The organism is Shewanella bicestrii (assembly GCF_002216875.1).
Lineage (GTDB): Bacteria > Pseudomonadota > Gammaproteobacteria > Enterobacterales > Shewanellaceae > Shewanella > Shewanella seohaensis.
Map to the genome: position 1 here is coordinate 1,101,119 of NZ_CP022358.1, position 24,988 is coordinate 1,126,106.

The following is a 24,988-nucleotide window of genomic DNA, read 5'->3' on the forward strand; positions in this document are numbered from 1 at the left end:
ATCATTGCTCAATCGCGATAAAGACAACTTGTGATAGCGACCTTGTCCGTTGCCGCGATATAACCACAAAACCCGGGACATTGCCCGGGTTGTGGATTTGGTGATTTAGCTACCCAAGCGGATGATCAACGTTTTAATAACTGATCCAGTTTGGCGCCATTGGCAAATTGGGTCTTCATCGCGTTGTCCCAGTTACCTATGATCTGCTCAACGGTCATTAACTCAACCGCAGGAAACTGCTTGGTAAATTCGGCAACAACTTTCTCGTTGTGAACACGATAGTTAAATCCGGCTAACAAACGTTGTGCTTCTTCGCTGTAAAGGTAGTTTAGATACTCGGTTGCGAGTTCTTGCGTGCCGTTACGCTTAGCATTTTTCTCAACTACGGCAACGGGGAATTCTGCCAGAATCGAGGTTTTTGGCACGACAACTTGGTAATCATCGGCACCATATTGCTGACGAATATTGTTCACTTCAGATTCGAAGGTGATCAGCACATCGCCGATGCCACGTTCAACAAACGACGTGGTTGCACCACGGCCGCCCGTATCAAATACGGCAACGTTACCAAGGAACTTCTTCAAAAACTCATCTAATGAGGCTTGATTATCTTTACCATAGTTTTTCTGGGCATAACCTAAGGCTGCTAAGTAGGTGTAACGCGCATTACCCGAGGTTTTTGGGTTCGGGAACACCAACTTAACGTCATCTTTGGCTAAATCATTCCAGTCACTGATTTGCTTTGGATTGCCCTTACGCACTAAAAACGCGATGGTAGAGTAGTAAGGTGAGCTGGCATTAGGCAGCAGTTGTTGCCAGTTTTCTGGGATCAACTTGCCGCGGTCATGCAGAATTTGCACATCGGTGACTTGGTTAAAGGTCACGACATCGGCGGGTAAGCCCTGAAGAATCGAGCGAGCCTGGGCGGAAGAACCCGCATGGGATTGCTTGATTTCAACGGTCTTGCCAGTTTGTTCTTGCCAATGTTTAGCAAAAACAGGGTTATAGGCATTGAATAATTCCCGCGCGATATCATACGAGGAATTTAATAGTGTCTGATCGGCGGCTGCCACATTGAGGGTGGTTCCCAGCAATAGGGTTCCCAGCAGGGCCTTAGTCAATTTTACTGGCATTTTGTACTCCTTAATCTGGCAACTGTGTCAGTGTATAGGAATAGAGTAATAGAAGATTTTATTTATAAAAAGCCACACAAATAGAACTTTTTTGAATAACTATGAGCGAATAATTGTATGCCTCGGGTGAGATTCATCGTGTTTGTTGTGGCTAACCCCCTTAAAATAACCCTATGCTGAATCGCTTTTATTAAAAGGATCATCCGAGTGTCTGACTTTCCGACTATTGAAGCCTGTATTGGGCAAACTCCGCTGGTACGTTTGCAGCGACTTGATTGTGGTAGCTCAACGGTATTGTTAAAGCTGGAGGGGAATAACCCCGCGGGGTCGGTAAAAGATCGCGCGGCGCTGAATATGATTATTCAGGCGGAGCTTCGCCAAGAGATTGCCCCAGGGGATACCCTGATTGAAGCTACCAGTGGCAATACGGGCATCGCCTTAGCCATGGCGGCGGCGATTAAAGGCTATAAGATGATCCTGATTATGCCGTCGAACTCCACCCAAGAGCGTAAGGATGCCATGCAGGCCTATGGCGCCGAGCTGCTGCTGGTGGACAATATGGAAGCCGCGCGGGATTTAGCCTTAGAGCTTCAGGCACAAGGCAAAGGTAAGGTGCTGGATCAGTTCAATAATCAAGATAACGCCAATGCCCATTTCCAGACCACTGGCCCCGAAATTTGGCAGCAGAGCCAAGGTAAGATCACTCATTTTGTCTCTAGTATGGGTACCACAGGCACTATTATGGGGGTGTCGAAATACCTAAAGAGCCGTAATCCCGATGTCACCATTGTCGGGCTACAACCCGCCGATGGCAGTTCGATTCCGGGGATCCGCCGCTGGCCACAGGAATATCTACCGGGTATTTTCGATGCTGCCCGTGTCGATGCCGTGATGGATATTGAGGAGCAAGATGCGAAAGCCATGGCAAGAACCTTGGCATGTGAAGAAGGCATTTGTGCTGGTGTGAGTTCTGGCGGCGCGGTATTTGCGGCGCTCGAGATTGCGAGGCAGAATCCGGGTTCCGTTGTAGTCGCAATTGTGTGTGATAGGGGCGACCGTTATCTGTCATCTGGGTTATTTTCTTAACCCTAACTAAGCTTCACGCTTAGGTTTTGACCTTCCTTTGGCAATAAAAATGGGCGTTAATCGCCCATTTTTATTGACTATTGCATAAGCCACGGTGGTTTAAGCCATTGTGGTTAAAGTCATTATGGTTTAAATCATCAAGAGTTAACCGCCATCAGACCTATCAATAGCACTTAATACAGCAGGCTTAAGGCTGCGGAGGAAACTGCGCCAAAATCCGGCTAACAGCCTTGGCTGTGTCTTGGGCTTTTTTATCGCCGCCTCCGTCAAAATCGAAACTATCTGTGCCGCGCCAAATCAGCTTATTGGTTTTAGTATCGATAATATCAATTTGAATGGTTTGAATTTTTGCCGTGTCACTGCCAAGTGGTACGCCGACGCTTGTGCCTACGCCAATGCCGCCAGAACGGCCAAAACTGCCCGTGCCTAAACCTATGGATAGACCCGAGTCTTTAGGCTTATCTTGGGTTAATAACCCATAGGCGACTTTAAAATCGGGGGAAGAGGCATTTTCGGTAAAGCCTTTTTGGCTTAATTGTTGGGTGATTTCGGTTTGAATGCGCTGGGCGCTGAGTGGGTCGTCGCTAGGTTGGGGGGCGAGCTGGCTGAAGCTCTTTAATGCCTTAAAGTCGTAATTGAGATCGTAATCGTTTTTCGGCTTACTGCTGCAGGCGCTGACTAAGACCAAGGCGGCAAACAGACTGGCGATATTTTTGTATCCCATGATGACACTCCAAGTTGTACAAACTCTGTTCAATGTGCCTTGATTAACAACAAGACTGCAAGTAATTTAGTGAAAAGTGTTTAATTTTTGTATTGTTTTACTTGTGTATTTAAGGTCACACATTTTAAGTGCTTAATTTGCCAGAGTAGCTCAACATCATGGAACAGTTAGCCTTTTTCGAAATACCTAGCCCCTGCATCGGTGTGTGCCAAACCGATGCCCGCGGCTATTGCAAAGGTTGCCTGCGTAGTCGTGATGAGCGATTCAATTGGTTGCACTTAACCGACGCGCAAAAGCACGATGTGATCCGTTTATGCCACCAACGTAAACGTCGGCGACAGTTGGCCTTATACAAAGCCCGTCAGCAAGCACTTGAGCTGGAGAGGGCGGCGCTTAATCCCAAACTCGATTTTGCGCCGCAAGATGCTGCCGAATTGGACCTCGGTGATTTTGACCTCGAGGAGTAATTCGACTTTGAGAGCACCAACTAAGCGCTTAAATTTCCCGCTTTTTTGGCCAGCTTAAGGTAAAACACGTTTGAGTGGGATTGCTGCTAACGCTCACTTCGCCCTGATGACGCTGCATGATCCGTTTGATAATCGCCAGCCCTAAGCCATGACCCTTGTTACCATTTTGCACCGATTGGCTACGGTAAAAGGGCTCGAACACCATAGGTAAATCCACCTCGGGGATAGGCTCTCCATCATTACTCACACTCAACGTCACCCTTTGCGGGGTTTGGCTGACTTCAATTAGGATTTGCTGGCGAGCAAAACGCTGGGCGTTGGTCAGCAGGTTTTGTAGGGCACGTTCAATCAGTGCGGGTTCGCCGACCAAGGGGAGGCTCGTCATCTCCGCCTGTAAGCGGATGGGAGTATCACTTAGGCTGCTTAAACGTTTAATGCACTGGTTAACTAAGCTGAGCAGATCGTATTCATCCAACGGTGTGCCTTCGCGTTGAGCCTCCAGACTGGCGTAAGTCAACAGTTCCTGCAGCAGGTTTTCCATTTCTTTTATGTCGAGCTGCATCTCATTGAGAAAGTCTTGACGCTTTTGCTCGTCAGAATCGGGCTGGCAGTACATGGGCATTAAGGCGAGGGCGAATTTCAGCCGCGCGAGTGGTGTGCGGATCTCGTGGGAAACCGCATTGGATAAATGTTTTTGGTTTTCGATTAACGCACTGATATGGCGCGCCATTTCATTAAAGGTGTTCGCTAAGGGTTTAACCTGGGAGCGGTTTGAAAGGCTAATGCGTGTATCCCATTTAGCTTCGCCAAAATCCTTGGTGGCCTTACGTAAAATACTTAAATCCCGAGACAGCGGACCGACCCAAATCAGTGCAACTAATGCCAGCGAGAGATAGAAAAACAGCGTAAACAGATTACGCAGCGAGGCTCTTGGGTCTATCTCGATGGGACCCGCCATTAACACTTGCTCGCCTACCTGAATAAACTGGAATTGTTCGCCCTCGCTGGTTGTGGTGGTAACCACATGATTGGGCGTGAGCTGTTGGTCTTTGGCTAACGCGATTTGATCTGGGCTGAGCAGGTTAAGGGGCAACTGAGCATGGCTGGGCAGCGCCTCAAGATAGGCGTTACGATTCTCCTCTGGTAGTTGGGTTAGCAACTGGGCTAACGCAACCAGAGGAGCGTCTAACGCATTATTTTCATCCACATTTTTCTGCCACAGGCTGTCCAGTGTCCAGCCTATGCCTAGAAAACTGAGGCTCAGCAGTAAATATAAGCTGATAAAGAGACGTTTCACGGGAGCTCTTAGTTGTTCCAAGCCTCGGGGGCGAACAGATAACCCTGTCCCCAGACGGTTTTAATTCTGAAAGGGGTTTCAATATTGTCGTTGAGTTTTTTGCGCAGTCTTGAAATGCGCACGTCTATCTTTCTGTCTTTACCATCAAAATCAATGTTAAGCAGTAATTGATAGATGTACTGACGGCTCAGCACTTGTCCCGCCTGCGAGGCCAGCAACCACAGGAGTTCAAACTCATGGCTGGTGAGGTCGACTTCTTTATTGTCGAGGCGGATAGCATGGGTGTGGGGATCGATGCTCAGCTTACCAAAGGTCAGGCAGTGGGATTCAGCCTGAGGCGGTTGGTTTTGGCGACGTAATAGGTTGTTGATACGGGCAACCAGTAGTGCTGGGTCGACGGGTTTTACCACATAGTCGTCGGCGCCGAGTTCTAGCCCTTTGATTTGATCTTCGCTAGAGCCCAGAGCGCTCATCAGTAGGATGGGGCCGGCAAAGTAATCGGGCAGTTTTTCACACAGGCTTAGGCCGTCGATACCTGGCAACATAATGTCTAACAGTATGATATCGGGCTTGTAGTTGATTAAGCGGGTTAGGACTGTGTCACCACGGCGCTCGACTTCTACGTGCATGCCGTGGGATTTCAAATAATCTACGATTAAATTCGCAAGACGGACATCGTCTTCAACCAATAACACTCTGTGGGGTGATTGTGGATTCGTCATTAAAATAAACTCCAAGGGTTACGGTAACGTCTGCGCACCTGAGGCTGCGAGGTTGACGTGATTTTTAATTTGGCTCCAGCCAGTGTTTGATTGGTGTCCTTACTCACTAAGACAAATTGAATATCGTTTAATGTACTAATATTCAACGTGATTTCGTGTTGCTCTAAAGATTCGCTACACCATTTGGGATAGGCGTTATTATCGGACAAGATACAGACTAGCTCGTCGTGGGCGAGTTGCCACTGTAACTCGACACGGATCTCACAGGCTTGGCTTTCATCCCCTGTGATACAAATTTCCGGGGTCAGTTTTAACTTTGACTCTTCATCCGATGCGGCAAGTACATGGCTTGGCCCCATCAAGCTCAAGCTTAGGCCTAACCAGCACAGCATCCTGATATGAAGGGGAGTCACTAGTGTCAGAACCTATACGCTGCGCCAATAAAATATGTGCTGCTATAGTCTTGATCGAGCAAGGGGCTGGCGGCAATTTCGTCTGCAAGTTGTGTGTAGCGGAACGCAAACAGCAGATCCCAGTTATCAGTTAAGATATAACGGGCTGTCATTTCTATTCCTTTATTCCAACCAGCGTCTGCATGGTAATGTTGGCTCCAATAAGCGTTTTCACTCGGGCGTACACCATAGTAATAGTCGACGACATTGGTACTTTTCCAATCAAATACGAGCGACATATCCATAACCCAGCGGGTTAAATGCCAACCATAGGTCCATTTTATTTGCGCTTCAGCGCCTTGATGTACGTTAAACATATCATGGGTGTAGGCTAATCTAACTACACCTAACGGGCTATAAATAAAGGCTTCTGCACCGCCCAGCATGGTAAAGTTTCGCGATTCTAAGGAGTTGAATACGGGATCAGGCTCAGTGCTGAGGGCCGTATTGGTGGTGAGCATCTTGGCCTCTTCCTGTGAACTGCGCTTCAAAAAGATATTTGAAGGATCCCAGCGATAAAAATACGCCCTGTCCATGCTGTAGCTAGTGACTAAATTTAAGCTGAAATAAGGCTTCTCGAGCAGGCTATAGCCTAAGTTGCCATTATCAAAAAACCAATGTTCACCATAGTAAGCTACGGTCGGAATAAAAAAGACCGGAATATCATCAAAATCCCGCAATGGATTGGTCTTTTGTCCCCAGCCGACCGCCACGCCTAAATCCCAGTTACGCATTTCAATGCATTCATCTTTAGTGACGCACGGCTCTTTCGCCATTCCTATTGAAGGCAGGCTAAGTGCGGCGAGTAAGATAAACAGTTTTCGATACATGATTTTGCGTTCGGGTGTAATGTCGGTCGGTAATGGTCAACAGATTAGCATTTTATGCTTAAATCCACAGTGCTTTCACCTGAAGGGATGCAAAATGATACAGATATCATATAAATAGCTGATATGTAGATTACGCAATCAATTGAAAGACAAAATAAAAGCCTCAGAGGCCGTCGTTTAACACTTTTTACGTGGTTGTATTTTTGTATGTTATCTGCTGGCTTTTGTCGTGGTTATTGTTGTAGATTTGCTTGTTGTCAATAAAAATGCCATTCAGGATGTGAATGGCATAAGGACAAGGCGCTAAAACCCGAAAGAGCTTATAGGCTAAAGGAAGTAAAAAAGATCAGTTAAGTTCTTTGACGGTTTGATAACCCATTTCAGTGAGCTGGTCATTCACGCAGTCGAGCACGTATTGCTTAAGCTCGGCATTTTCGACCTGATCTTCAGAGGCCATTTGTTGGCACACTTCTGTCAGTTGAGCGATATCATTTGCAGGGGCGGGTGGAAGAGTCGATTCGTCGGCAAAGGTTGCGAAACTCATAAGTGCCGACAGTGTGATAACAGCTGATAAGGTTTTCATTTTATTTCCTTTAGTTATTGATAGTTAACAACAGCCTAACTGGTTTCCCATCATGCCGCTGCGTCAACAGATAGCAATCTATCACTGCTATTATTTTTTAGATATAAATAATTTTTCGCTAATTTGGTGAGCCATTTTTGCCAGCAAAAGTCGCTTGTTTTATGGGCAATTTTATCGACGCTTGAGACCTGTTTTGCAAAGATGAATTCGCCGCACAATGCCACTCTATCGCGTCCACTCTTGCGCCAAGCTTTGGCTGCTTCCATTAAGACTCTCTAAAACGGCTTAAGTTTCCTTGCTACACGCGTCTAAATGTTATGAATTTGTCTAAAACTAGACTTATCTCATCTTTGATAGCGTTATGGGATGAAGTTAATGTTTTTGAAGCTTTAGACCTACGCGGGCTAACGTTATTTTTAGGTGGGAAAATGGGAAGTTTGAAGCCGAGCAAAATTAACCGATAAATCAGATGTGGCGCACTCTTTGTGTCGATGTTTTGTAGTTGTTTGAATCTTATTGGATTAATTTTTAAACTTTAGATTTAATTTGATTTAACTGTTTTTATCTGCATGATTTTTAATAGTTAATTATTGTTTTTGTTCGGTATTGATATTTTGATTGTGATCCAATTGGTAGTTATCTAAAATTCGCCTCTTTTTATAAAACAATAAGTACCTAGAGTTTGGCTAGGTACTGAGATTAACTTATTTATTTTGGGGACTTTCTGTGTCGACACAACTGGCGAATCCTGCTCCATTAGGTTTAATGGGCTTTGGTATGACGACTATCCTGCTGAACATTCACAATGCGGGTTATTTTCCGATTGATGCAATGATCTTAGCGATGGGCATTTTCTATGGCGGACTCGGCCAAATCATCGTCGGCATTATGTGTTTTATGCGGGGTGATACCTTTGGGACAACCGCATTCACTTCTTACGGTTTATTCTGGCTAACTTTAGTCGGGCTGATTTTAATGCCTAATGCCGGGATTGCGGCGAGCCCAACCCACTTTATGGGATGGTATTTAACCCTGTGGGGGATCTTTACTGCCTTTATGTTCGTGGGTTCACTACGCTACCCAAGAGCGAAACAGTTTGTGTTTGCTTCGCTCACTATTTTGTTCTTCCTGTTGGCGGCAAGAGATTTCACTGGCAGCGCCTTGATTGGCACTATCGCGGGTTTTGAAGGGATTATCTGTGGCGCGAGTGCGATTTACTTCGCCATGGCGCAAGTGCTTAACAATGAATATGGCCGCACGATTTTGCCGATTGGCGAGTTAAAAGCAAAGGCTTAAGCATCATTCTAGGTGGTGAATATTTAACAAAAAGGCTGAATGATTCAGCCTTTTTGTTTTTGGAAGCTACTACCGTTTAGGTTAGATTTTTGCCTTAATAAATGCGCTACAGGTCTCATCTAAACTGCGATTCGAAATATAACTGGTACCGGCTTTATGGGTGATCAGAAAACCTTTTTCCGTTGGCACAATCCGGTAAATATCCGTCCAGAGGATCTGGCTTTTAACGTATTGTGATTGGGTGCTAATGCCTTGATCATCGACAACCAGCGTGACTTCATTATTGGCGGCCTTACTCATCATCTGCCGCATCAACCACCAGGCTTTGTTGTATTTCACATTCAAGGCTTCAATGACTCCAAGCCCGACAAAGAAATAGGCTAGATAGAGGCTGATATCCACAAAAATCAGTGCAATACCAATGAATCCAAATCCCATGGCTTTATAGTAAGGTTTGAGCGTGGGATCGGGTCTGACTGACTGGGTATAACACTCGTCAAAATGTGCTTTATCTAAGATATAAGTAGTGGAATAACAATAAGGTGTTGTCATCGAGTTATCTAATATTGGAAAGCCTGATTACGCGCTAGTTTAGCGGTTTAACCTGCCAAAGTAACGATTTTTAGGCAGGCGTCGATGGGAATAGCTGGCGCGGAATACTGGGTTTATGTATCCCGCCGCCAATTAACCTTACGGCTTAATAACGATTACGTTCGTTGGGCAAATCACTCAGATATTCGACAAACTCGACCTCAAAGCCATGGGCATCGAAGAAGTAGATATTGCGGCGGAAGGGGTCTTCCATGCCATTTTTGGCTATCGGAAAACCGGCTTGGGTTAGCCTGGCTATCACTGCATCTAGATCACTCACCACAAAGGCAAAATGGGCTAAGCCAATTTGATGGCCCGTTAAGTCGCGGTTTTCGCCCTCACCGTTATCGCTAAAGGCAATGTATTGATAATCATCGCCAAAGTGGATCCAATTGCGCGGCTTGCCGTACCAAGTCCCTTTATCTCCGCCACGGACACGCCAATGTGGGAAGGCGGCTTGATAAAAAGTGAGTGCTTTTGGGATGTCGTCGACGACTAGGTTGATGTGTTCTAAGTGGATCATAATGCGTTCCTTGTAATGATTTTAATCAGTGTGATTCACATCCAAGCTGCTTACATACCGTAGCAGTATTCCTGCTGCTTGGGGTAGGGTTGATGAATATGGCGTTGGCGTATCGGCGCTAAGGCTTGGGCGTATTGATGCAACATAAATAGGCTATATTGCACTCTTTCCCTAAGGTTGATATCCCGCGTACCTTGGGGTGTAGCGTTGAGTACATTCTCGACATTACGGATGATCAAATGGTCGGGGATCGGTACCAATTTATTGTTTTTGAGAGCATTCATTTTGACTTCCACAATAGGGTAGGCGCCGCTAATGCCGCTACAAACTGAAATCAGCAACACTGGCTTATGGGCGGTTTCTTGACGGCTACACATCAATAGGAAGTTTTTAAGCAGTGGCGATGCCATTCCACCCCATTCGGGCGTAATCAAAATGAGGGCATCCGCGGCATCGACTCTTTGCTCAATCTCAGGCCAATGTTCGCCCTTGTTGTCCTCTTCACCGTCCCAAAATGGCAGATTGAACTGGCAAAGTTCTAAATGATGGATAGCGTCGTAACCGACACTATGGGGCGATAAAAAACTGGTTTCGGCTATGTATTTCGCGACTTTAGCGCTTTGCGAATTGGCTCTTTGACTGGTGCTGATGATGAGTAAGTTCATTATGTAAACCTATTTGTTTATAAATTATTTGTAAGGTAATCACTTTATTTAATCTTGTAAAGGATAAAATAAATAAAAAACTTTATTTATTCTGTTAAAAGGTGGGCGATTGAGGGATAATCCGAGGCGAAAAGCGGAGAGCGCATATGAAAACCACTGATAAGATTATTCAATTACTCAAGTTGCACGGTCCATTAACGGCAAAGACCCTAGCAGAAGAACTCGCCCTGACGACCATGGGCGTCCGGCAGCATTTGCAGGCCTTAGAGGATGCGGGTGATGTCGATATTGAAGATAGAGTCGAAGGCCGTGGACGCCCAACTCGATATTGGGGATTAACGGAGCAGAGTCGGACTCACTTTGCCGATCGCCATAGTGAGCTTAGTTTGCAATTGATTGATTCCGTTAAAATGATATTTGGCGATCAAGGCTTAGATAAACTGATCGAGCATAGGGAACAAACGGCCTTGCAGCAGTATCGCAGCGCGATGCACGGCATGACGGATATTGCCAGTCGCCTAACGAAACTGGTGGAGCTGCGTACCCTCGAGGGCTATATGGCGACGCAAGAACAAGCCGATGGGGTTTTCTGGTTGCTTGAGAATCACTGCCCAATTTGCAGCGCAGCGACTAAGTGCCAAAACTTTTGCCGCTCCGAACTGCAACAGTTCCAGCAATTATTTGCCGATATCGCCACAGTAAGCCGTGAAGAGCATATCATCGACGGTGCTCGTCGCTGCGCCTATCGCATTGCGCCTTTATCTTAGAGTTAGGTGGTGTGATGCAATCAAAACGCGGTCGTCTAGATAGATACCTTGCTGTTAAGTTACAAATTCACCGAAAAGCCGTGCGAGAACTCTTGCTGGCGGAGCGAGTGTATGTGGATGGTGCGCCTGCGAAAGCGCTCGATCTGCTGGTGGATGAATTTTCCCACATTGTGTTTGATGGGCAAGTCTTACAGGCCAACCAGCCAGTGTATTTGATGTTGCATAAGCCTGTTGGTGTGGTGAGTGCTACCAAAGACAAAGAGCATCGCACAGTGATTGATTTACTCGATTGCGATGCTCGCCATGAGCTGCATATAGCAGGGCGGTTAGATTTAAACTCTTCGGGCTTATTGCTGCTAACCAATGATAGCCGTTGGTCCGAGGCGCTCATGTCGCCTGAGCAAAAAGTGGATAAAGTGTATCGGGTGACTCTGGCAAATCCTTTGAGCGAAGACTATATCGCGGCATTCGCGCAAGGCATGTATTTTGGCTTTGAAGATATCACCACTCAGCCGGCACAGCTTGTTATCCTCGAACCCCATGTGGCAGAGGTGACCTTAAGGGAAGGAAAGTACCATCAAATCAAACGGATGTTTGGTCGTTTCCGTAATCCAGTGGTGGGATTGCATCGCCTTTCTATCGGTGAGATTACCTTGGATGAAGCCTTAAAGCCGGGCGAGAGTCGTATGTTGACAGCAGAGGAGGTAGATTCTGTCTATCTTGCAGGGAAGTTAGCTTAACTCTGTGCTTATGCAATAAGTATTAAGCCACCTTACCTTGCGGGAAGATGGCTTTGTACTTTAACTATCTATTGATGATGGATAACGAAGTTGCAGCGTTAGAGTTCCGCATGGGGGCCAAAGACTTCATAGTGCATTTGCGCGCTAGGTACACCCAGGGCGAGTAATTGCTGCTTGATCGAAGCCATAAAGCCAATGGGGCCACAGAAATAGTAATGTGCGTTGGCCACGATTTTATCGGCGACTGAGGTTAAGTTCATCGTTCCTTTAAAATCATAATCTTGGCCTAAAATATCAGTCGCTTTCGGCTCGCGGTACCACACATGGCTGGCAAGATTAGCGTGTTGAGCAAGTTTAGTGTTAATCGCCGCTTTAAACCCATGTACGTCACTATGTTCGCATGCGTGCAACCAAGTCACTGTGCTTGGGTGTTTTAGTTTTAGTAGCTGATTCAACATGCTCTTCATTGGCGTTTGTCCAACACCCGCCGAAATTAACACTACAGGTGTCTCTGGCTGAGCCGTTAGGGTGAAGTCCCCTGCAGGTGGCATCACAGCAAGGATATCGCCCACCTTTAACTCATCGTGAAGCAGGTTCGACACTTGGCCATTAGGCTCACGTTTTACACTAATGCGGTAGCTTTTGCCGTTAGGTGCGTCGGACAGCGAATACTGGCGAATCTCATCGAAATCGAGCTTAGGATGTTGCAGCTTAATGCTGAGGTATTGTCCTGGGATAAAATCTTTTACCGCTTGCCCATCGACTGGCGCTAATACGAACGAGGTTATCACGGCCGACTCGGCTGTTTTCTCACGAATAACAAACTCACGTTCACCAGACCAACCGCCATCTTGCTCTGCGCTTTCTTGGTAGATCTGCGCTTCGCGCTGGATAAAAATGTTGGCTAAAAACTGATAAGCATCGCCCCATGCGGTGAGCACTTCCTCGGTAACCGCCTCTCCCCCCAACTCTTTTAGCGTGGCCAGTAGATGACCGCCGACGATGGCATATTGTTCTGGCTGAATTAAAAATCCTGTGTGCTTTTGAGCAATGCGTTCGACGGCCGAACCTAATGCACCTAGGTTATCGATGTTTTTGGCATAGGCTGCAACTGCGTTAAACAAGGCTACAGGTTGACCGCCAGAATGCTGATGAGCCAAGTTAAATACGTCTTTTAACTCAGGATTATGGGCAAACATCCGTTGGTAAAAATGCTGGGTGAGTGCAGGGCCTGCTGACTCGAGAAGGGGAATCGTGCTCTTGATGATTTGGATGGTACTGCTATCCAACATAGTGAATCCTTAACATGCTTTATTTATGAATGTTATTTGAGTTTAAAGATTCATTTGATTTAGATCAATAATAATTACAGCTAAAGCTGTTAGGTATTGGATAAATTGTAGACTGAGAGTGGTGACAGCATGAAGGAATTGGGCTGGCACAGCAGGCCTGTGCCAGCGATATGAACTAGAGTCTGAATGCACTCACCTGATTACGCATACTGTTGGCAAGCTTGGTTAAGTTGATCACCGACTCACTCAGCTCTAAAGCCGAATTGGTGGAGTGTTCGGCAATATCGCTAATGGCAATAATGCTACGGTTGATGCTCTCGGCCACACTACTTTGCTCCTCGGCAGCCGTGGCAATATGGGTATTCAGTTCAGTAATATTGTCGACGGAGGCGACAATCTCTTTTAATGCTTGGCCAGCTTGATTCGCCTTATCGTTGGCATCATCCACTTGATTGATACCAACCTCCATCGCATTCACCGCTTCTTTTACGCCTTGTTGTAGAGTGGCGATCATCGCTTCAATCTCTTGAGTCGATTTTTGGGTGCGCTGCGCCAATGTCCTGACTTCATCGGCGACCACCGCAAAACCTCGACCTTGCTCTCCGGCGCGGGCGGCTTCAATCGCCGCATTTAGTGCCAGTAGATTGGTTTGTTCGGCAATACTTTTGATCACATCCAATACCCGACCGATGTTTTGGCTTTCATTGGATAAAAAGCCAATCACTTGCGCCGTTTTCTGAATTTGCTCCGAAAGTTGCGACATGCTGGTGATGGATTGCATCACAATATGATTACCATTGGCGGCATAACTATCCGCATCCTTGGCGGAATCTGCGGCCGCTGCGGCGCTTTGAGCCACTTCGGCAACGGTGGCCGTCATTTCATTCATGGCCGTTGCCGTTTGTTCGGTTTCCGCCTGTTGCTGCTGCATGCGTTTATTGGTCGCTTGGGTAAAACTACTTAGCTCAGTGGCTGAACTATTGACCGTATTGGCGGCTTCGGCAATCGAATGCAAAATGCCCCGCAGATGTTCAATCACTTGGGTCAGGCTAGTGGAGATCTGCCCGAGTTCATCGTCGTTGAAAGTTTTAAATTTAACAGTGAGATCAGAGTCTTGCCGTATCGTCTTAAGATTTTCAACAATATCACGGATCGGATTCATCACGCTGCGATTCACCCAGAGCCCAATCACTATGCTGATCAGCATGGCGATACCCGCGAGGGTGATAAAAATAGAAATGGAGGATTGGTAAATACCGTTTACGGCATCTTTCTCCTGACCGGCGATCTTAATTTGCAGATCAATCAGTTCGGAGACTTTACCGCTGATAGGGTCGATGGCGTTATACAGAGGTAATATTTTGTCGTTCAGTTGATGCACCACATCGCCATTTAACCCCCGAAGATATGTGATTAACTGCTCTATTTGTTCATTGGCGGGAGTAAATAAACGCTCAGCTTGCTGCGCAAGTTGTGACTCGTCTTTGGTGAGCTCAGTTGATAGGTATTTCTGCCAGCGTTGATTGACTGTGGATTTAGCACTTTCAAGGGCATTGATGGCCTGAGAAGCCGTAAAACCGCCGGCATTAGCCTTATTCACCGCATCAATCACATCCACGGCATATTTATCGGCAATCACTTTGAGATCATCAAGGGGGACGACTCGGTCGTTATAGATGCGTTCGACACCATATTCGATTTTTCCCATCATATTGATGGCGATAAAACCGATAGTCAGTAGCATTAGGAGTGGCACGAGAATGCCGATAAACATTTTTTGTTTTATTTGTAGACCATTCATATGGATTTCCTCGGTGAAACAAGGGAGTCCTTTAGGCAGAGCTCGAGCTGTCCCTATGATGAGTCTGTATGAATAGTTATAGCAAATTTAAGGAAGGTGATAAGTTACTTAAGGAAATTTAATCGCAGATACAAAAAAACCTCGCTAAGCGAGGTTTAAATGTTGGTACAGATGAGAGGACTTGAACCTCCACGCCCGCAAGGGCACTAGCACCTGAAGCTAGCGTGTCTACCAATTCCACCACATCTGCATTGGTATCCGACATTGTGTCGAATTTTAATTTGAATCGCAATTTGGTACAGGTGAGAGGACTTGAACCTCCACGCCCGCAAGGGCACTAGCACCTGAAGCTAGCGTGTCTACCAATTCCACCACACCTGCACTGTACTTTATTGCGATTCTTTAACACTGGTCGCTAAGGCAACCAATTTAAAGATGGTGCCCGAACCCGGAATCGAACCAGGGACACGAGGATTTTCAATCCTCTGCTCTACCGACTGAGCTATTCGGGCGACGGGCGCAATTTAAAGGCTTTTCGGCTTTTGAGTCAACTGATTTTTACGAAATAATGTAAAAAGTGGTGCGGTTGGATAAGTTTTACTCGAATAGCGTATTTATTGACTCTTACCCAGATGAAAAGGAACTTGGCGCGCTGCAGAACCTAAAAGGGAAGGGGCATCAAACGGTGAACTTAAGATAAAAAAATGCCCCTTATAAAGGGGCATTTACGCTTAGTTCGATAAGATTTCGTTGTTTGGGAAGTTAGCTTGCATTACCATGAGCACGTTTTGCTTCAGTTGGTTCTGACCTAACTCGCCATAAGCTTCTGCCATAATCTCCAGTGCACGTTCCGTTGAAGGAGTGCCGGGATATGTTTCCAACACAGATTGAGCACGAACGGCCGCAGCACTCCAAGCGTTCATTTTGATATAATACTCAGCAACTTGAATGGAATATTTTGCTAAACGGTTTTTCAGCGACAACATGCGTTTTTGCGCATCAGCAGCATATTTGCTGTTGGGATAGGTTTTGATTAAACGATCAAAATCCTTAAAGGCATCTTGGGCATTTTTAGGATCGCGGTCGGTTCTATCGATATTCAACATATCGTGGAACAGATAGCTATCCGCCTGCATATTGACGAGTCCACGCATATAGTAGACATAGTCGATATTCGGATGGGTTGGGTTTAAACGGATGAATCTGTCAATGTTGGCAATGCCAGAGGCAACATCGTCCATTTTGTAATAGGCATAAATCAGATCTAACTGAACCTGAGTTTTATGTGGTCCGAAGGGAAAGCGTGAGTCTAACGCTTCCAATGAACGGACGGCTTTAGAGTAATTGCCAAGTTCCATGGAGGTTCTTGCCTGAGAGTAGAGCACATCAGGTGAGGTTTTGGCGGCAATATCGTTATCTTCAGGACTGCTGCTACAGGCTGATAACGCTAGCGAAAATAGGACTAAGGTTAAGCCTTTGGAGAATTTATACATACTTGAATTCAATTCTTTATAAGTTGTAGTTAAGAATTTTTCCATTTCACGATAAAATAGAAAGCATTCGATTGTAACAGATAGCACACATTTTTTGACCCCAAAATGGGGATACGGTTCCTATGACACAAGAGATTAATCTAAAAAGCGAGATTTCGGCAACACAAACTGGCCTGAGATTGGATCAAGCACTGGCTGAGTTGTTCCCAGATTACTCGCGCACGCGCATCAAGGAATGGATCCTATCTGATGCAGTCTATGTTGATGGCGTGATGGTGAATAAGCCGCGCGAAAAGGTATTCGAGCTGCAGCGCATTGAAATTAATGCCACGCTCGAAGAAGAAGTGCATGCTGCCGCACAAGCCATTGAGCTGGATATTGTCTACGAAGACGATGATATCTTAGTGATCAATAAACAAGCGGGCTTAGTGGTTCACCCCGGTGCTGGCAATGCCGATGGCACTTTGATGAACGCCCTGCTGCACCATTGCCCGAATATCGAGCACGTTCCACGTGCGGGTATTGTGCATCGTTTGGATAAAGACACCACAGGTTTGATGGTGGTAGCCAAAACGGTTGAAGCGCAAACCCATTTAGTGGCCGCGTTGCAAGCCCGTGAAATCACCCGTGAGTATGAGGCGATTGTCCTCGGTACTATGACGGCGGGCGGTACAGTCGATGAGCCTATTGGTCGTCATCCGACAAAACGTACCCATATGGCAGTGCATCATTCGGGTAAACCCGCGGTGACTCACTACCGTGTGGCCGAAAAATTCCGTAATCACACCCGTTTAAGATTGCGTTTAGAATCGGGCCGTACTCACCAAATCCGTGTGCATATGGCATATATTGGCCATGTGTTGGTGGGCGATCCTGTTTATGGCGGCCGTCCAAAGCCACCCAAGGCGGCAAGTCCTGAGTTTTTCGAGATCCTGAAAAACTTTAAACGCCAAGCACTGCATGCGGTGCGTCTGGAGTTAGCGCATCCTGTGACTTGTGAAATCATGAGCTGGACCGCGCCTATTCCAGAAGACATGGTGATTCTGACCAAAGCGCTGCGCCAAGACACCTTAGAACACCCAGTCGAGTACTAGGCTATGCTGCTTCACGATTGGCCTGTACCGGATAATGTGGCAATTGCGATGACTGACCGCCACGGCGGTGTGAGTCTCGCGCCCTACGATAGCCTGAATTTAGGGCTGCATGTGGGGGATGCGCCGCAGCAGGTATTGGCTAATCGTGGCATGTTGGCGAAACAGTTAGGGCTTGCGACTGAGCCTGTGTGGTTGGAGCAAGTCCATGGCACTCAGGTGGTTGATTTGGCCGATATCGCCCCAATCAATCTTGCCCCAAAAGCTCAATCAGAGAGTGTGGCCTTGCAAGATACGCCACCTTTGGTGGCCGATGCCAGCTATACCGACCTCGCTGGACGTGTGTGTGTGGTGATGACCGCCGATTGTTTGCCAGTGCTTCTGTGCAATCAACAAGGTACAGAAGTCGCCGCTGCCCATGCCGGCTGGCGCGGACTCTGTGATGGAGTGATTGAGGCGAGTGTGGCTAAGTTTGCCTCTAAGCCAAGCGAGCTGATTGCCTATCTTGGGCCTGCCATTGGGCCCAAGACCTTTGAGGTTGGCGCCGAGGTGCGTGCTGCCTTTATGGCAATAGATCCAAGCGCTGCAAACTGCTTCGTCGCTCAATGTCAGGCAACTAAGCCTGACAAATACCTTGCCGATATTATCGGATTAGCCAAATTGCGCTTAAAGAAACTGGGTATTACGCAGGTCTACAGCGCCGATATTTGCACTGTCTCTAGCCCTGATTATTTCTCTTATCGCCGCGATAAAATCACTGGCCGCATGGCTTCATTGATCTGGCTTAAGTCTTAGGTTTATTCCCCTACAATTTGTATTAATTTCCCGCCGCCTTGCTTGAAATCGGTTAAATAGCCCCCATCTTTTAACTAACAAAATGTGATACCTAATTTGTGAGTTTTAGGAGGCTGTATGCGACTCGATCGTATGACCAATAAATTTCAGCTTGCCATCTCAGATGCCCAGTCGCTCGCGCTCGGGCGTGATCATCAGTTTATCGAACCGTTACATTTGATGATGGCGCTGCTCAACCAGGATTCTGGTTCTATCCATCCTTTATTAACCCAAGCTGGCATTCGGGTGAGTGCGCTGCGCTCGCTGTTGAGCCAAGAGCTTGAACGTCTACCGCAGGTCGAAGGCACTGGCGGCGATGTACAATTATCCCAAGGTTTAATTCGCTTATTAAACCTGTGCGACAAGTTGGCGCAAAAGCGCAAAGACAAATATATCTCCAGTGAGTTGTTTGTTTTAGCGGCACTCGAGGGCAGCGATGCCTTGGCGCAATGCTTAAAGAAATCAGGCGCCACCAAAGAGCTGCTCGAGCAAACCATTGAGCAAGTGCGCGGCGGTCAGAATGTGGATGATCCTAACGCGGAAGATCAACGCCAAGCGCTGAAAAAGTTTACCGTCGATCTCACTGAGCGTGCCGAACAAGGCAAACTTGACCCTGTGATTGGTCGCGACGATGAAATCCGCCGCACTATTCAAGTGCTGCAACGTCGTAGTAAAAACAACCCAGTGCTGATTGGTGAGCCTGGCGTGGGTAAAACCGCGATTGTTGAAGGCCTCGCGCAGCGAATTGTGAACGGTGAAGTGCCTGAAGGGATTAAAAATAAACGCGTTTTATCCTTAGATATGGGCGCACTGATTGCGGGCGCTAAATATCGTGGCGAGTTTGAAGAGCGTTTAAAAGCCGTGCTTAACGAGCTGGCGCAGGAAGAAGGCCAAGTGATCCTCTTTATCGACGAGCTGCACACTATGGTGGGCGCGGGTAAAGGCGATGGCGCCATGGATGCGGGCAATATGCTAAAGCCTGCGCTGGCCCGTGGCGATCTTCACTGTGTGGGTGCGACCACTCTCGACGAATATCGTCAATATATTGAAAAGGATGCCGCCCTTGAGCGCCGCTTCCAAAAAGTATTAGTGGATGAGCCTAGCGTGGAAGATACCATCGCGATTTTGCGTGGCCTCAAAGAGCGCTACGAGCTGCATCACCATGTGGAAATTACCGATCCGGCGATTGTGGCGGCGGCCACCATGTCGCACCGATATGTGTCGGACCGTAAATTACCCGATAAAGCCATCGACTTGATTGACGAGGCGGCATCGAGCATCCGTATGCAGATGGATTCTAAGCCTGAATCCCTCGACAGATTGGAGCGCCGTGCTATCCAGTTGAAACTGGAAGAGCAGGCATTAGCCAAAGAAAACGATGAGGCGAGCCGCCGTCGACTTGAACATTTACGTGTCGAGTTGCATGAGGTTGAGGCTAAGGCGTCGGAGCTTAATGAAATCTGGCGCACCGAAAAAGCGGCGCTTGCAGGGACTCAGCATATTAAAGCCGACCTTGAGCAAGCGCGGATGGATTTAGAGGTGGCGCGCCGCGCGGGCGACTTGACCCGTATGTCCGAGCTGCAATATGGCCGTATTCCCGAGCTTGAAAAGCAACTGGACTTAGCATCGCAAGCCGAAATGCAGGACATGACGCTGCTACGCAATAAAGTCACTGACTTAGAAATTGCCGAAGTGCTCTCAAAGGCAACGGGGATTCCGGTTTCTAAGATGCTTGAAGGCGAGCGTGAAAAACTGCTGCAAATGGAAGTGGCACTGCATGAGCGGGTGATTGGCCAAAACGAAGCCGTGGATGCTGTCGCCAATGCGATTCGCCGTAGCCGCGCAGGACTTGCCGATCCGAATCGTCCTATTGGTTCGTTCCTGTTCTTAGGACCAACCGGAGTGGGTAAAACTGAGTTATGTAAGTCGTTGGCTAAGTTCCTCTTCGATACGGAATCGGCCTTAGTGCGCATTGACATGTCTGAATTTATGGAGAAACACGCGGTTTCCCGTTTAGTGGGGGCGCCTCCTGGCTATGTCGGCTATGAAGAGGGCGGTTACTTAACCGAAGCGGTGCGTCGCAAGCCTTATTCGGTGATATTGCTCGATGAGGTGGAAAAGGCTCACCCAGACGTGTTCAACATTCTGCTGCAGGTGCTGGATGATGGCCGCTTAACCGATGGTCAAGGTCGTACCGTTGACTTTAGAAATACGGTGATCATCATGACCTCAAACTTAGGCTCTGACATTATCCAAGAAGGATTCGGTCACCTAAGTTACAGCGAAATGAAGAGCGCGGTGATGAATGTGGTTACCCATAGCTTTAGACCCGAGTTTCTAAACCGGATCGACGAGTCAGTGGTATTCCATCCCTTGGATGCGGAAAATATCAAGCATATTGCATCTATCCAAATTGCTTCATTGCGTAAGCGTTTGGCAGAGAAAGACTATACGCTGGAGATCACCGACGAGGCATTATCGTTAATCGCAGAAATTGGTTTCGACCCAGTCTATGGCGCAAGGCCGCTGAAACGTGCCTTACAGCAAGAGATGGAAAACCCATTAGCGCAAAAATTACTGCGTGGCGATTTACTGCCCGGCAAACCGATTAAGGTCAGTTGCGCCGGTGGTGAGTTGGTATTCGAGCAATAATTTGCGCGGAGGATTAACGTGCTAAATGCAGCTTAACCTAAATAAAAAAACCGAAGTCTCAGGCTTCGGTTTTTTTATATCTATACGCTACAGATAAATGTTAGGTAACCCTAAAAGAGCTGTACGCGATAGTGTGACGTGACTATCAAGGTTTGCATGCAGCTACAACAAACGCAGAACGTTATTTCTTATCGCAAAACAGTTTTATCCGCTGCTGATTCTCGCTAATTGCCGCTTGGCGCTCTTCTTCTGTCATTGCGACTGGCTCTTTATTGCCTTCTTCTTGGCGGGTGAGTTTAGTATGAGTCGTTAGTACATCTAAACTATGTTTAGCGTTTTCACAAATCGCTTCGGCTTGCTTAGCGTCTTTCTCTTTAATTAACGCTGCCGACTTTTCTGACTCGGACATTTCAGGGGGCGCATCTTTTTTAGCGGGAGCTATATAGCCAATTTTACCAGGCTCGATATCTTCGCTATAGAGTTGCTGCGTTTTGGGTTGCTCTTGCTCCGGTGGCTGCTGGCTGTAATGGGTGACACCATTTTCATCGACCCAAGTGTAAATCACCCCGGCTAATACGGGCTGAGTGAGCAGCATTAAGCATGCAATCCGCAAAAACATAGCGCTAACCTTGGCTTTTCTTAACATAAAAATCATCCCTAAGGGTCACCATCGACATGATAGTAAAATATGCTATCTTGAAGCCTACTTCCATTTCAGCTCATAGCTTTATAAGTGTATGCAAAATTCCTCAAATCAAACAGTAAAGAATAAAGGTATCTATTTACTGCCGAATTTATTCACCACCGCAGGCTTGTTTTCCGGTTTCTATGCTGTGATTGCCTCTATGAATGCTAACTTTGAAGCGGCGGCGATTGCGATTTTTGTGGCCATGATTTGCGATGGCTTAGACGGCAGAGTGGCAAGGTTAACGAATACGCAAAGTGACTTTGGTGCCGAATATGACAGCATGGCAGACATGGTATCCTTTGGTATGGCACCTGCGTTACTCGCCTATAATTGGGCGCTTGCGGATTTAGGTAAGGTTGGTTGGCTCGCAGCATTTATCTATTGTGCGGGCGCAGCATTAAGGTTGGCACGTTTTAATACCCAAGTCGGCGTGGCAGATAAGCGCTATTTTCAAGGCTTAGCGAGTCCTGCTGCAGCGGCAGTAATTGCTGGTAGCATTTGGCTTGGCAATCAGTACAACCTCGATGGTAAGAATATCAGTTGGATTGCCGGATTGATTACGGCCACCACGGGATTATTAATGGTGAGTAATTTCCGTTATCACTCATTTAAGGAAATTGACTGGCGCGGCAAAGTGAATTTCATTGCGATTTTATTTGTGGTTGGCGTGTTTGTGGTGGTGTCGGTGCAACCAGCATTAATTCTCTGTATCGGTTTTTACCTCTACGCCATTTCTGGGCCTGTGATTACTATTCGCACCGTGAGAAAACTAAAAGTGGCGCACATTGTGGGCGATGGCGATCATGAAAAGGAACAAGGCACGGGAGAGGATACCAAGAGTTCGACAAATTCTACGGATAATCCTTAGTCCGACAGTTCCAACACTCGCAAGCTTTATTCAATGAGTCTGTTCTACGGTTCAAGAGTCGTTATTCTTGAACCGTTTTCCTCATTTGACACCTATACATCTATATATACAAAAGTTTTAAAGCGCCCATTCTTAAGGCTATTCGATCTATATAATTCCCTGCACATCGATGCCGCATATGCCAAACTTATCAACCCGAGTGACAAAGATTGCAGTATATTTATCCGATATTTGCAGTTTTGCTGGTTATTTGCTCACTTGACGTGATTTGTTAAAAAAGCCCTTGCACAAAAGTTTTCGGTGCCTATAATGCGCATCCACTGACACGGCAGACAGCGAAAGCAACCGCGGTGACAGTGCGAGTCGAATGCAAAATGTGCAGTTGGTTCGAAAGCATCAAGAAGTTTGCAAAAACGCCTTGACGCGACAAGGGAAATGCGTAGAATACGCAGCCCTGACCCGCTGAGCGGTAGCGCGAAGTGAATGGTCAAATGCTCTTTAACAATCTAAACAAGAAATCTGTGTGGGCACTCACAGGTGTTGAGTTAATCGAAATTACTCTGCCGTTTGGCGAGTAATCAAAATTTACATCAATGAATGAGTGTTCATAGCAATATGTACAACGACTTATTAAGTTAAGTCGATTCAGAATTCATTGAGCCGAATCTTCGGATTCACAAAACTTTTAATTGAAGAGTTTGATCATGGCTCAGATTGAACGCTGGCGGCAGGCCTAACACATGCAAGTCGAGCGGCAGCACAAGGGAGTTTACTCCTGAGGTGGCGAGCGGCGGACGGGTGAGTAATGCCTAGGGATCTGCCCAGTCGAGGGGGATAACAGTTGGAAACGACTGCTAATACCGCATACGCCCTACGGGGGAAAGAGGGGGACTTTCGGGCCTCTCGCGATTGGATGAACCTAGGTGGGATTAGCTAGTTGGTGAGGTAATGGCTCACCAAGGCGACGATCCCTAGCTGTTCTGAGAGGATGATCAGCCACACTGGGACTGAGACACGGCCCAGACTCCTACGGGAGGCAGCAGTGGGGAATATTGCACAATGGGGGAAACCCTGATGCAGCCATGCCGCGTGTGTGAAGAAGGCCTTCGGGTTGTAAAGCACTTTCAGTAGGGAGGAAAGGTTGTAAGTTAATACCTTGCAGCTGTGACGTTACCTACAGAAGAAGGACCGGCTAACTCCGTGCCAGCAGCCGCGGTAATACGGAGGGTCCAAGCGTTAATCGGAATTACTGGGCGTAAAGCGTGCGCAGGCGGTTTGTTAAGCGAGATGTGAAAGCCCCGGGCTCAACCTGGGAATTGCATTTCGAACTGGCAAACTAGAGTCTTGTAGAGGGGGGTAGAATTCCAGGTGTAGCGGTGAAATGCGTAGAGATCTGGAGGAATACCGGTGGCGAAGGCGGCCCCCTGGACAAAGACTGACGCTCAGGCACGAAAGCGTGGGGAGCAAACAGGATTAGATACCCTGGTAGTCCACGCCGTAAACGATGTCTACTCGGAGTTTGGTGTCTTGAACACTGGGCTCTCAAGCTAACGCATTAAGTAGACCGCCTGGGGAGTACGGCCGCAAGGTTAAAACTCAAATGAATTGACGGGGGCCCGCACAAGCGGTGGAGCATGTGGTTTAATTCGATGCAACGCGAAGAACCTTACCTACTCTTGACATCCAGAGAATTCGCTAGAGATAGCTTAGTGCCTTCGGGAACTCTGAGACAGGTGCTGCATGGCTGTCGTCAGCTCGTGTTGTGAAATGTTGGGTTAAGTCCCGCAACGAGCGCAACCCCTATCCTTATTTGCCAGCGCGTAATGGCGGGAACTCTAGGGAGACTGCCGGTGATAAACCGGAGGAAGGTGGGGACGACGTCAAGTCATCATGGCCCTTACGAGTAGGGCTACACACGTGCTACAATGGCGAGTACAGAGGGTTGCAAAGCCGCGAGGTGGAGCTAATCTCACAAAGCTCGTCGTAGTCCGGATTGGAGTCTGCAACTCGACTCCATGAAGTCGGAATCGCTAGTAATCGTGGATCAGAATGCCACGGTGAATACGTTCCCGGGCCTTGTACACACCGCCCGTCACACCATGGGAGTGGGCTGCAAAAGAAGTGGGTAGCTTAACCTTCGGGAGGGCGCTCACCACTTTGTGGTTCATGACTGGGGTGAAGTCGTAACAAGGTAGCCCTAGGGGAACCTGGGGCTGGATCACCTCCTTACCTATACGACTAACTCGATGTTTGTTGAGTGTTCACACAGATGGCTTGTTGAACTTCTCGAAAGAGGAGGGAGAGCGAAATGCACCGCATGCCGGTAAGCATTGTTCTTTAACAATTTGGAAAGCTGATAGTAATTAATACAATGATGTCTGTCGTTGTGTTAA

Annotated in this window: 24 protein-coding genes, 3 tRNA genes and 1 rRNA gene; 10 read left to right on the top strand and 18 right to left on the bottom strand. The window is 47.3% G+C overall.

Translation table 11 applies throughout. From position 1 onward, the window contains the following. Positions 1-125 precede the first annotated feature (125 nt). Positions 126-1,133 (bottom strand): thiosulfate ABC transporter substrate-binding protein CysP, encoded by a 1,008-nt coding sequence (gene cysP, locus CF168_RS04860; RefSeq protein WP_011627001.1) that lies wholly within the window; start codon positions 1,131-1,133, stop codon positions 126-128. Positions 1,134-1,340: 207 nt separating this feature from the next. Here cysP and cysM point away from each other — a divergent pair, with 207 nt between their 5' ends. Continuing rightward, positions 1,341-2,219: a cysteine synthase CysM gene (gene cysM / locus CF168_RS04865; RefSeq protein ID WP_089067167.1), complete on the top strand. Its 879-nt coding sequence runs from the start codon at positions 1,341-1,343 to the stop codon at positions 2,217-2,219. A 187-nt stretch (positions 2,220-2,406) separates the two neighbouring features. On the opposite strand, the gene CF168_RS04870 is transcribed toward cysM, so the two are convergent. After that, complete coding sequence (locus CF168_RS04870) at positions 2,407-2,943, bottom strand: DUF4136 domain-containing protein (RefSeq protein WP_089067168.1); 537 nt, start codon at positions 2,941-2,943, stop codon at positions 2,407-2,409. Positions 2,944-3,101: 158 nt separating this feature from the next. Here CF168_RS04870 and CF168_RS04875 point away from each other — a divergent pair, with 158 nt between their 5' ends. Next, a complete protein-coding gene (locus tag CF168_RS04875) occupies positions 3,102-3,410 on the top strand; it encodes a DUF1289 domain-containing protein (RefSeq protein WP_089067169.1) in 309 nt (102 codons plus the stop codon). A gap of 28 nt (positions 3,411-3,438) precedes the next feature. Here CF168_RS04875 and CF168_RS04880 read toward each other — a convergent pair whose 3' ends face one another. The 6 genes from CF168_RS04880 to CF168_RS04905 form a co-directional block, all read right to left on the bottom strand. Next, the gene (locus tag CF168_RS04880; protein WP_089067170.1) at positions 3,439-4,707 is read right to left on the bottom strand and encodes an ATP-binding protein; all 1,269 of its coding nucleotides are present in this window, start codon (positions 4,705-4,707) and stop codon (positions 3,439-3,441) included. Between the two features lie 8 nt (positions 4,708-4,715). Then, positions 4,716-5,429 (bottom strand): winged helix-turn-helix domain-containing protein, encoded by a 714-nt coding sequence (locus CF168_RS04885; protein ID WP_011073412.1) that lies wholly within the window; start codon positions 5,427-5,429, stop codon positions 4,716-4,718. After that, positions 5,429-5,821: a DUF3019 domain-containing protein gene (locus tag CF168_RS04890; protein WP_167373685.1), complete on the bottom strand. Its 393-nt coding sequence runs from the start codon at positions 5,819-5,821 to the stop codon at positions 5,429-5,431. Before CF168_RS04890 ends, CF168_RS04885 begins: the two co-directional genes overlap by 1 nt. 26 nt (positions 5,822-5,847) lie before the next feature. Next, positions 5,848-6,711: a MipA/OmpV family protein gene (locus CF168_RS04895; protein WP_089067172.1), complete on the bottom strand. Its 864-nt coding sequence runs from the start codon at positions 6,709-6,711 to the stop codon at positions 5,848-5,850. Positions 6,712-7,057: 346 nt separating this feature from the next. After that, positions 7,058-7,294 carry a hypothetical protein gene (locus CF168_RS04900; RefSeq protein WP_011718003.1) on the bottom strand — a complete coding sequence of 79 codons (237 nt, stop codon included), beginning with the start codon at positions 7,292-7,294 and terminating at the stop codon, positions 7,058-7,060. Positions 7,295-7,344: 50 nt separating this feature from the next. Next, the gene (locus CF168_RS04905) at positions 7,345-7,560 is read right to left on the bottom strand and encodes a hypothetical protein (protein WP_089067173.1); all 216 of its coding nucleotides are present in this window, start codon (positions 7,558-7,560) and stop codon (positions 7,345-7,347) included. Between the two features lie 460 nt (positions 7,561-8,020). Here CF168_RS04905 and CF168_RS04910 point away from each other — a divergent pair, with 460 nt between their 5' ends. Continuing rightward, the gene (locus tag CF168_RS04910; protein WP_089067174.1) at positions 8,021-8,590 is read left to right on the top strand and encodes an acetate uptake transporter; all 570 of its coding nucleotides are present in this window, start codon (positions 8,021-8,023) and stop codon (positions 8,588-8,590) included. Between the two features lie 81 nt (positions 8,591-8,671). Here the strand turns inward: CF168_RS04910 and CF168_RS04915 are convergent, their stop codons facing one another. From CF168_RS04915 to CF168_RS04925, 3 genes are all read right to left on the bottom strand, one after another. Then, on the bottom strand, positions 8,672-9,142 hold the full coding sequence (locus CF168_RS04915) for a YcxB family protein (protein ID WP_089067175.1): 471 nt from the start codon (positions 9,140-9,142) through the stop codon (positions 8,672-8,674). 145 nt (positions 9,143-9,287) lie between these two features. Beyond that, complete coding sequence (locus tag CF168_RS04920) at positions 9,288-9,704, bottom strand: VOC family protein (protein ID WP_089067176.1); 417 nt, start codon at positions 9,702-9,704, stop codon at positions 9,288-9,290. A 50-nt stretch (positions 9,705-9,754) separates the two neighbouring features. Next, positions 9,755-10,369 carry an NADPH-dependent FMN reductase gene (locus CF168_RS04925; protein WP_089067177.1) on the bottom strand — a complete coding sequence of 205 codons (615 nt, stop codon included), beginning with the start codon at positions 10,367-10,369 and terminating at the stop codon, positions 9,755-9,757. 146 nt (positions 10,370-10,515) lie between these two features. Between CF168_RS04925 and CF168_RS04930 the strand changes: the two genes are divergently transcribed. Next, entirely contained in the window at positions 10,516-11,136 is a 621-nt protein-coding gene (locus CF168_RS04930) for a helix-turn-helix transcriptional regulator (protein ID WP_089067178.1), read from the top strand. A gap of 14 nt (positions 11,137-11,150) precedes the next feature. Then, on the top strand, positions 11,151-11,876 hold the full coding sequence (locus CF168_RS04935; RefSeq protein WP_089067179.1) for a pseudouridine synthase: 726 nt from the start codon (positions 11,151-11,153) through the stop codon (positions 11,874-11,876). A gap of 98 nt (positions 11,877-11,974) precedes the next feature. Here CF168_RS04935 and hmpA read toward each other — a convergent pair whose 3' ends face one another. The 6 genes from hmpA to CF168_RS04965 form a co-directional block, all read right to left on the bottom strand. Then, positions 11,975-13,168 (bottom strand): NO-inducible flavohemoprotein, encoded by a 1,194-nt coding sequence (hmpA, locus tag CF168_RS04940; RefSeq protein ID WP_089067180.1) that lies wholly within the window; start codon positions 13,166-13,168, stop codon positions 11,975-11,977. A gap of 175 nt (positions 13,169-13,343) precedes the next feature. Further along, entirely contained in the window at positions 13,344-14,969 is a 1,626-nt protein-coding gene (locus tag CF168_RS04945) for a methyl-accepting chemotaxis protein (RefSeq protein ID WP_089067181.1), read from the bottom strand. Between the two features lie 163 nt (positions 14,970-15,132). Further along, positions 15,133-15,219 (bottom strand) — tRNA-Leu (locus CF168_RS04950). 44 nt (positions 15,220-15,263) lie between these two features. After that, a tRNA-Leu gene (locus CF168_RS04955) sits at positions 15,264-15,350 on the bottom strand. Between the two features lie 55 nt (positions 15,351-15,405). Next, a tRNA-Phe gene (locus tag CF168_RS04960) sits at positions 15,406-15,481 on the bottom strand. A 219-nt stretch (positions 15,482-15,700) separates the two neighbouring features. Continuing rightward, complete coding sequence (locus tag CF168_RS04965; RefSeq protein ID WP_039978513.1) at positions 15,701-16,462, bottom strand: outer membrane protein assembly factor BamD; 762 nt, start codon at positions 16,460-16,462, stop codon at positions 15,701-15,703. A gap of 122 nt (positions 16,463-16,584) precedes the next feature. Here CF168_RS04965 and rluD point away from each other — a divergent pair, with 122 nt between their 5' ends. The 3 genes from rluD (at position 16,585) to clpB (ending at position 21,039) form a co-directional block, all read left to right on the top strand. After that, entirely contained in the window at positions 16,585-17,556 is a 972-nt protein-coding gene (rluD, locus tag CF168_RS04970; protein WP_011623739.1) for a 23S rRNA pseudouridine(1911/1915/1917) synthase RluD, read from the top strand. Between the two features lie 3 nt (positions 17,557-17,559). Continuing rightward, complete coding sequence (gene pgeF, locus CF168_RS04975; protein WP_089067182.1) at positions 17,560-18,348, top strand: peptidoglycan editing factor PgeF; 789 nt, start codon at positions 17,560-17,562, stop codon at positions 18,346-18,348. 117 nt (positions 18,349-18,465) lie between these two features. After that, entirely contained in the window at positions 18,466-21,039 is a 2,574-nt protein-coding gene (gene clpB / locus CF168_RS04980) for an ATP-dependent chaperone ClpB (protein ID WP_011623737.1), read from the top strand. Positions 21,040-21,220: 181 nt separating this feature from the next. On the opposite strand, the gene CF168_RS04985 is transcribed toward clpB, so the two are convergent. Further along, entirely contained in the window at positions 21,221-21,685 is a 465-nt protein-coding gene (locus CF168_RS04985; RefSeq protein ID WP_089068900.1) for a DUF4124 domain-containing protein, read from the bottom strand. 91 nt (positions 21,686-21,776) lie between these two features. Here CF168_RS04985 and pssA point away from each other — a divergent pair, with 91 nt between their 5' ends. Together pssA and CF168_RS04995 are read left to right on the top strand one after the other, a co-directional pair. Further along, positions 21,777-22,595: a CDP-diacylglycerol--serine O-phosphatidyltransferase gene (gene pssA, locus CF168_RS04990; protein ID WP_089067183.1), complete on the top strand. Its 819-nt coding sequence runs from the start codon at positions 21,777-21,779 to the stop codon at positions 22,593-22,595. 686 nt (positions 22,596-23,281) lie between these two features. Then, a 16S ribosomal RNA gene (locus CF168_RS04995) occupies positions 23,282-24,824 on the top strand. The last annotated feature ends 164 nt before the right edge of the window (positions 24,825-24,988 follow it).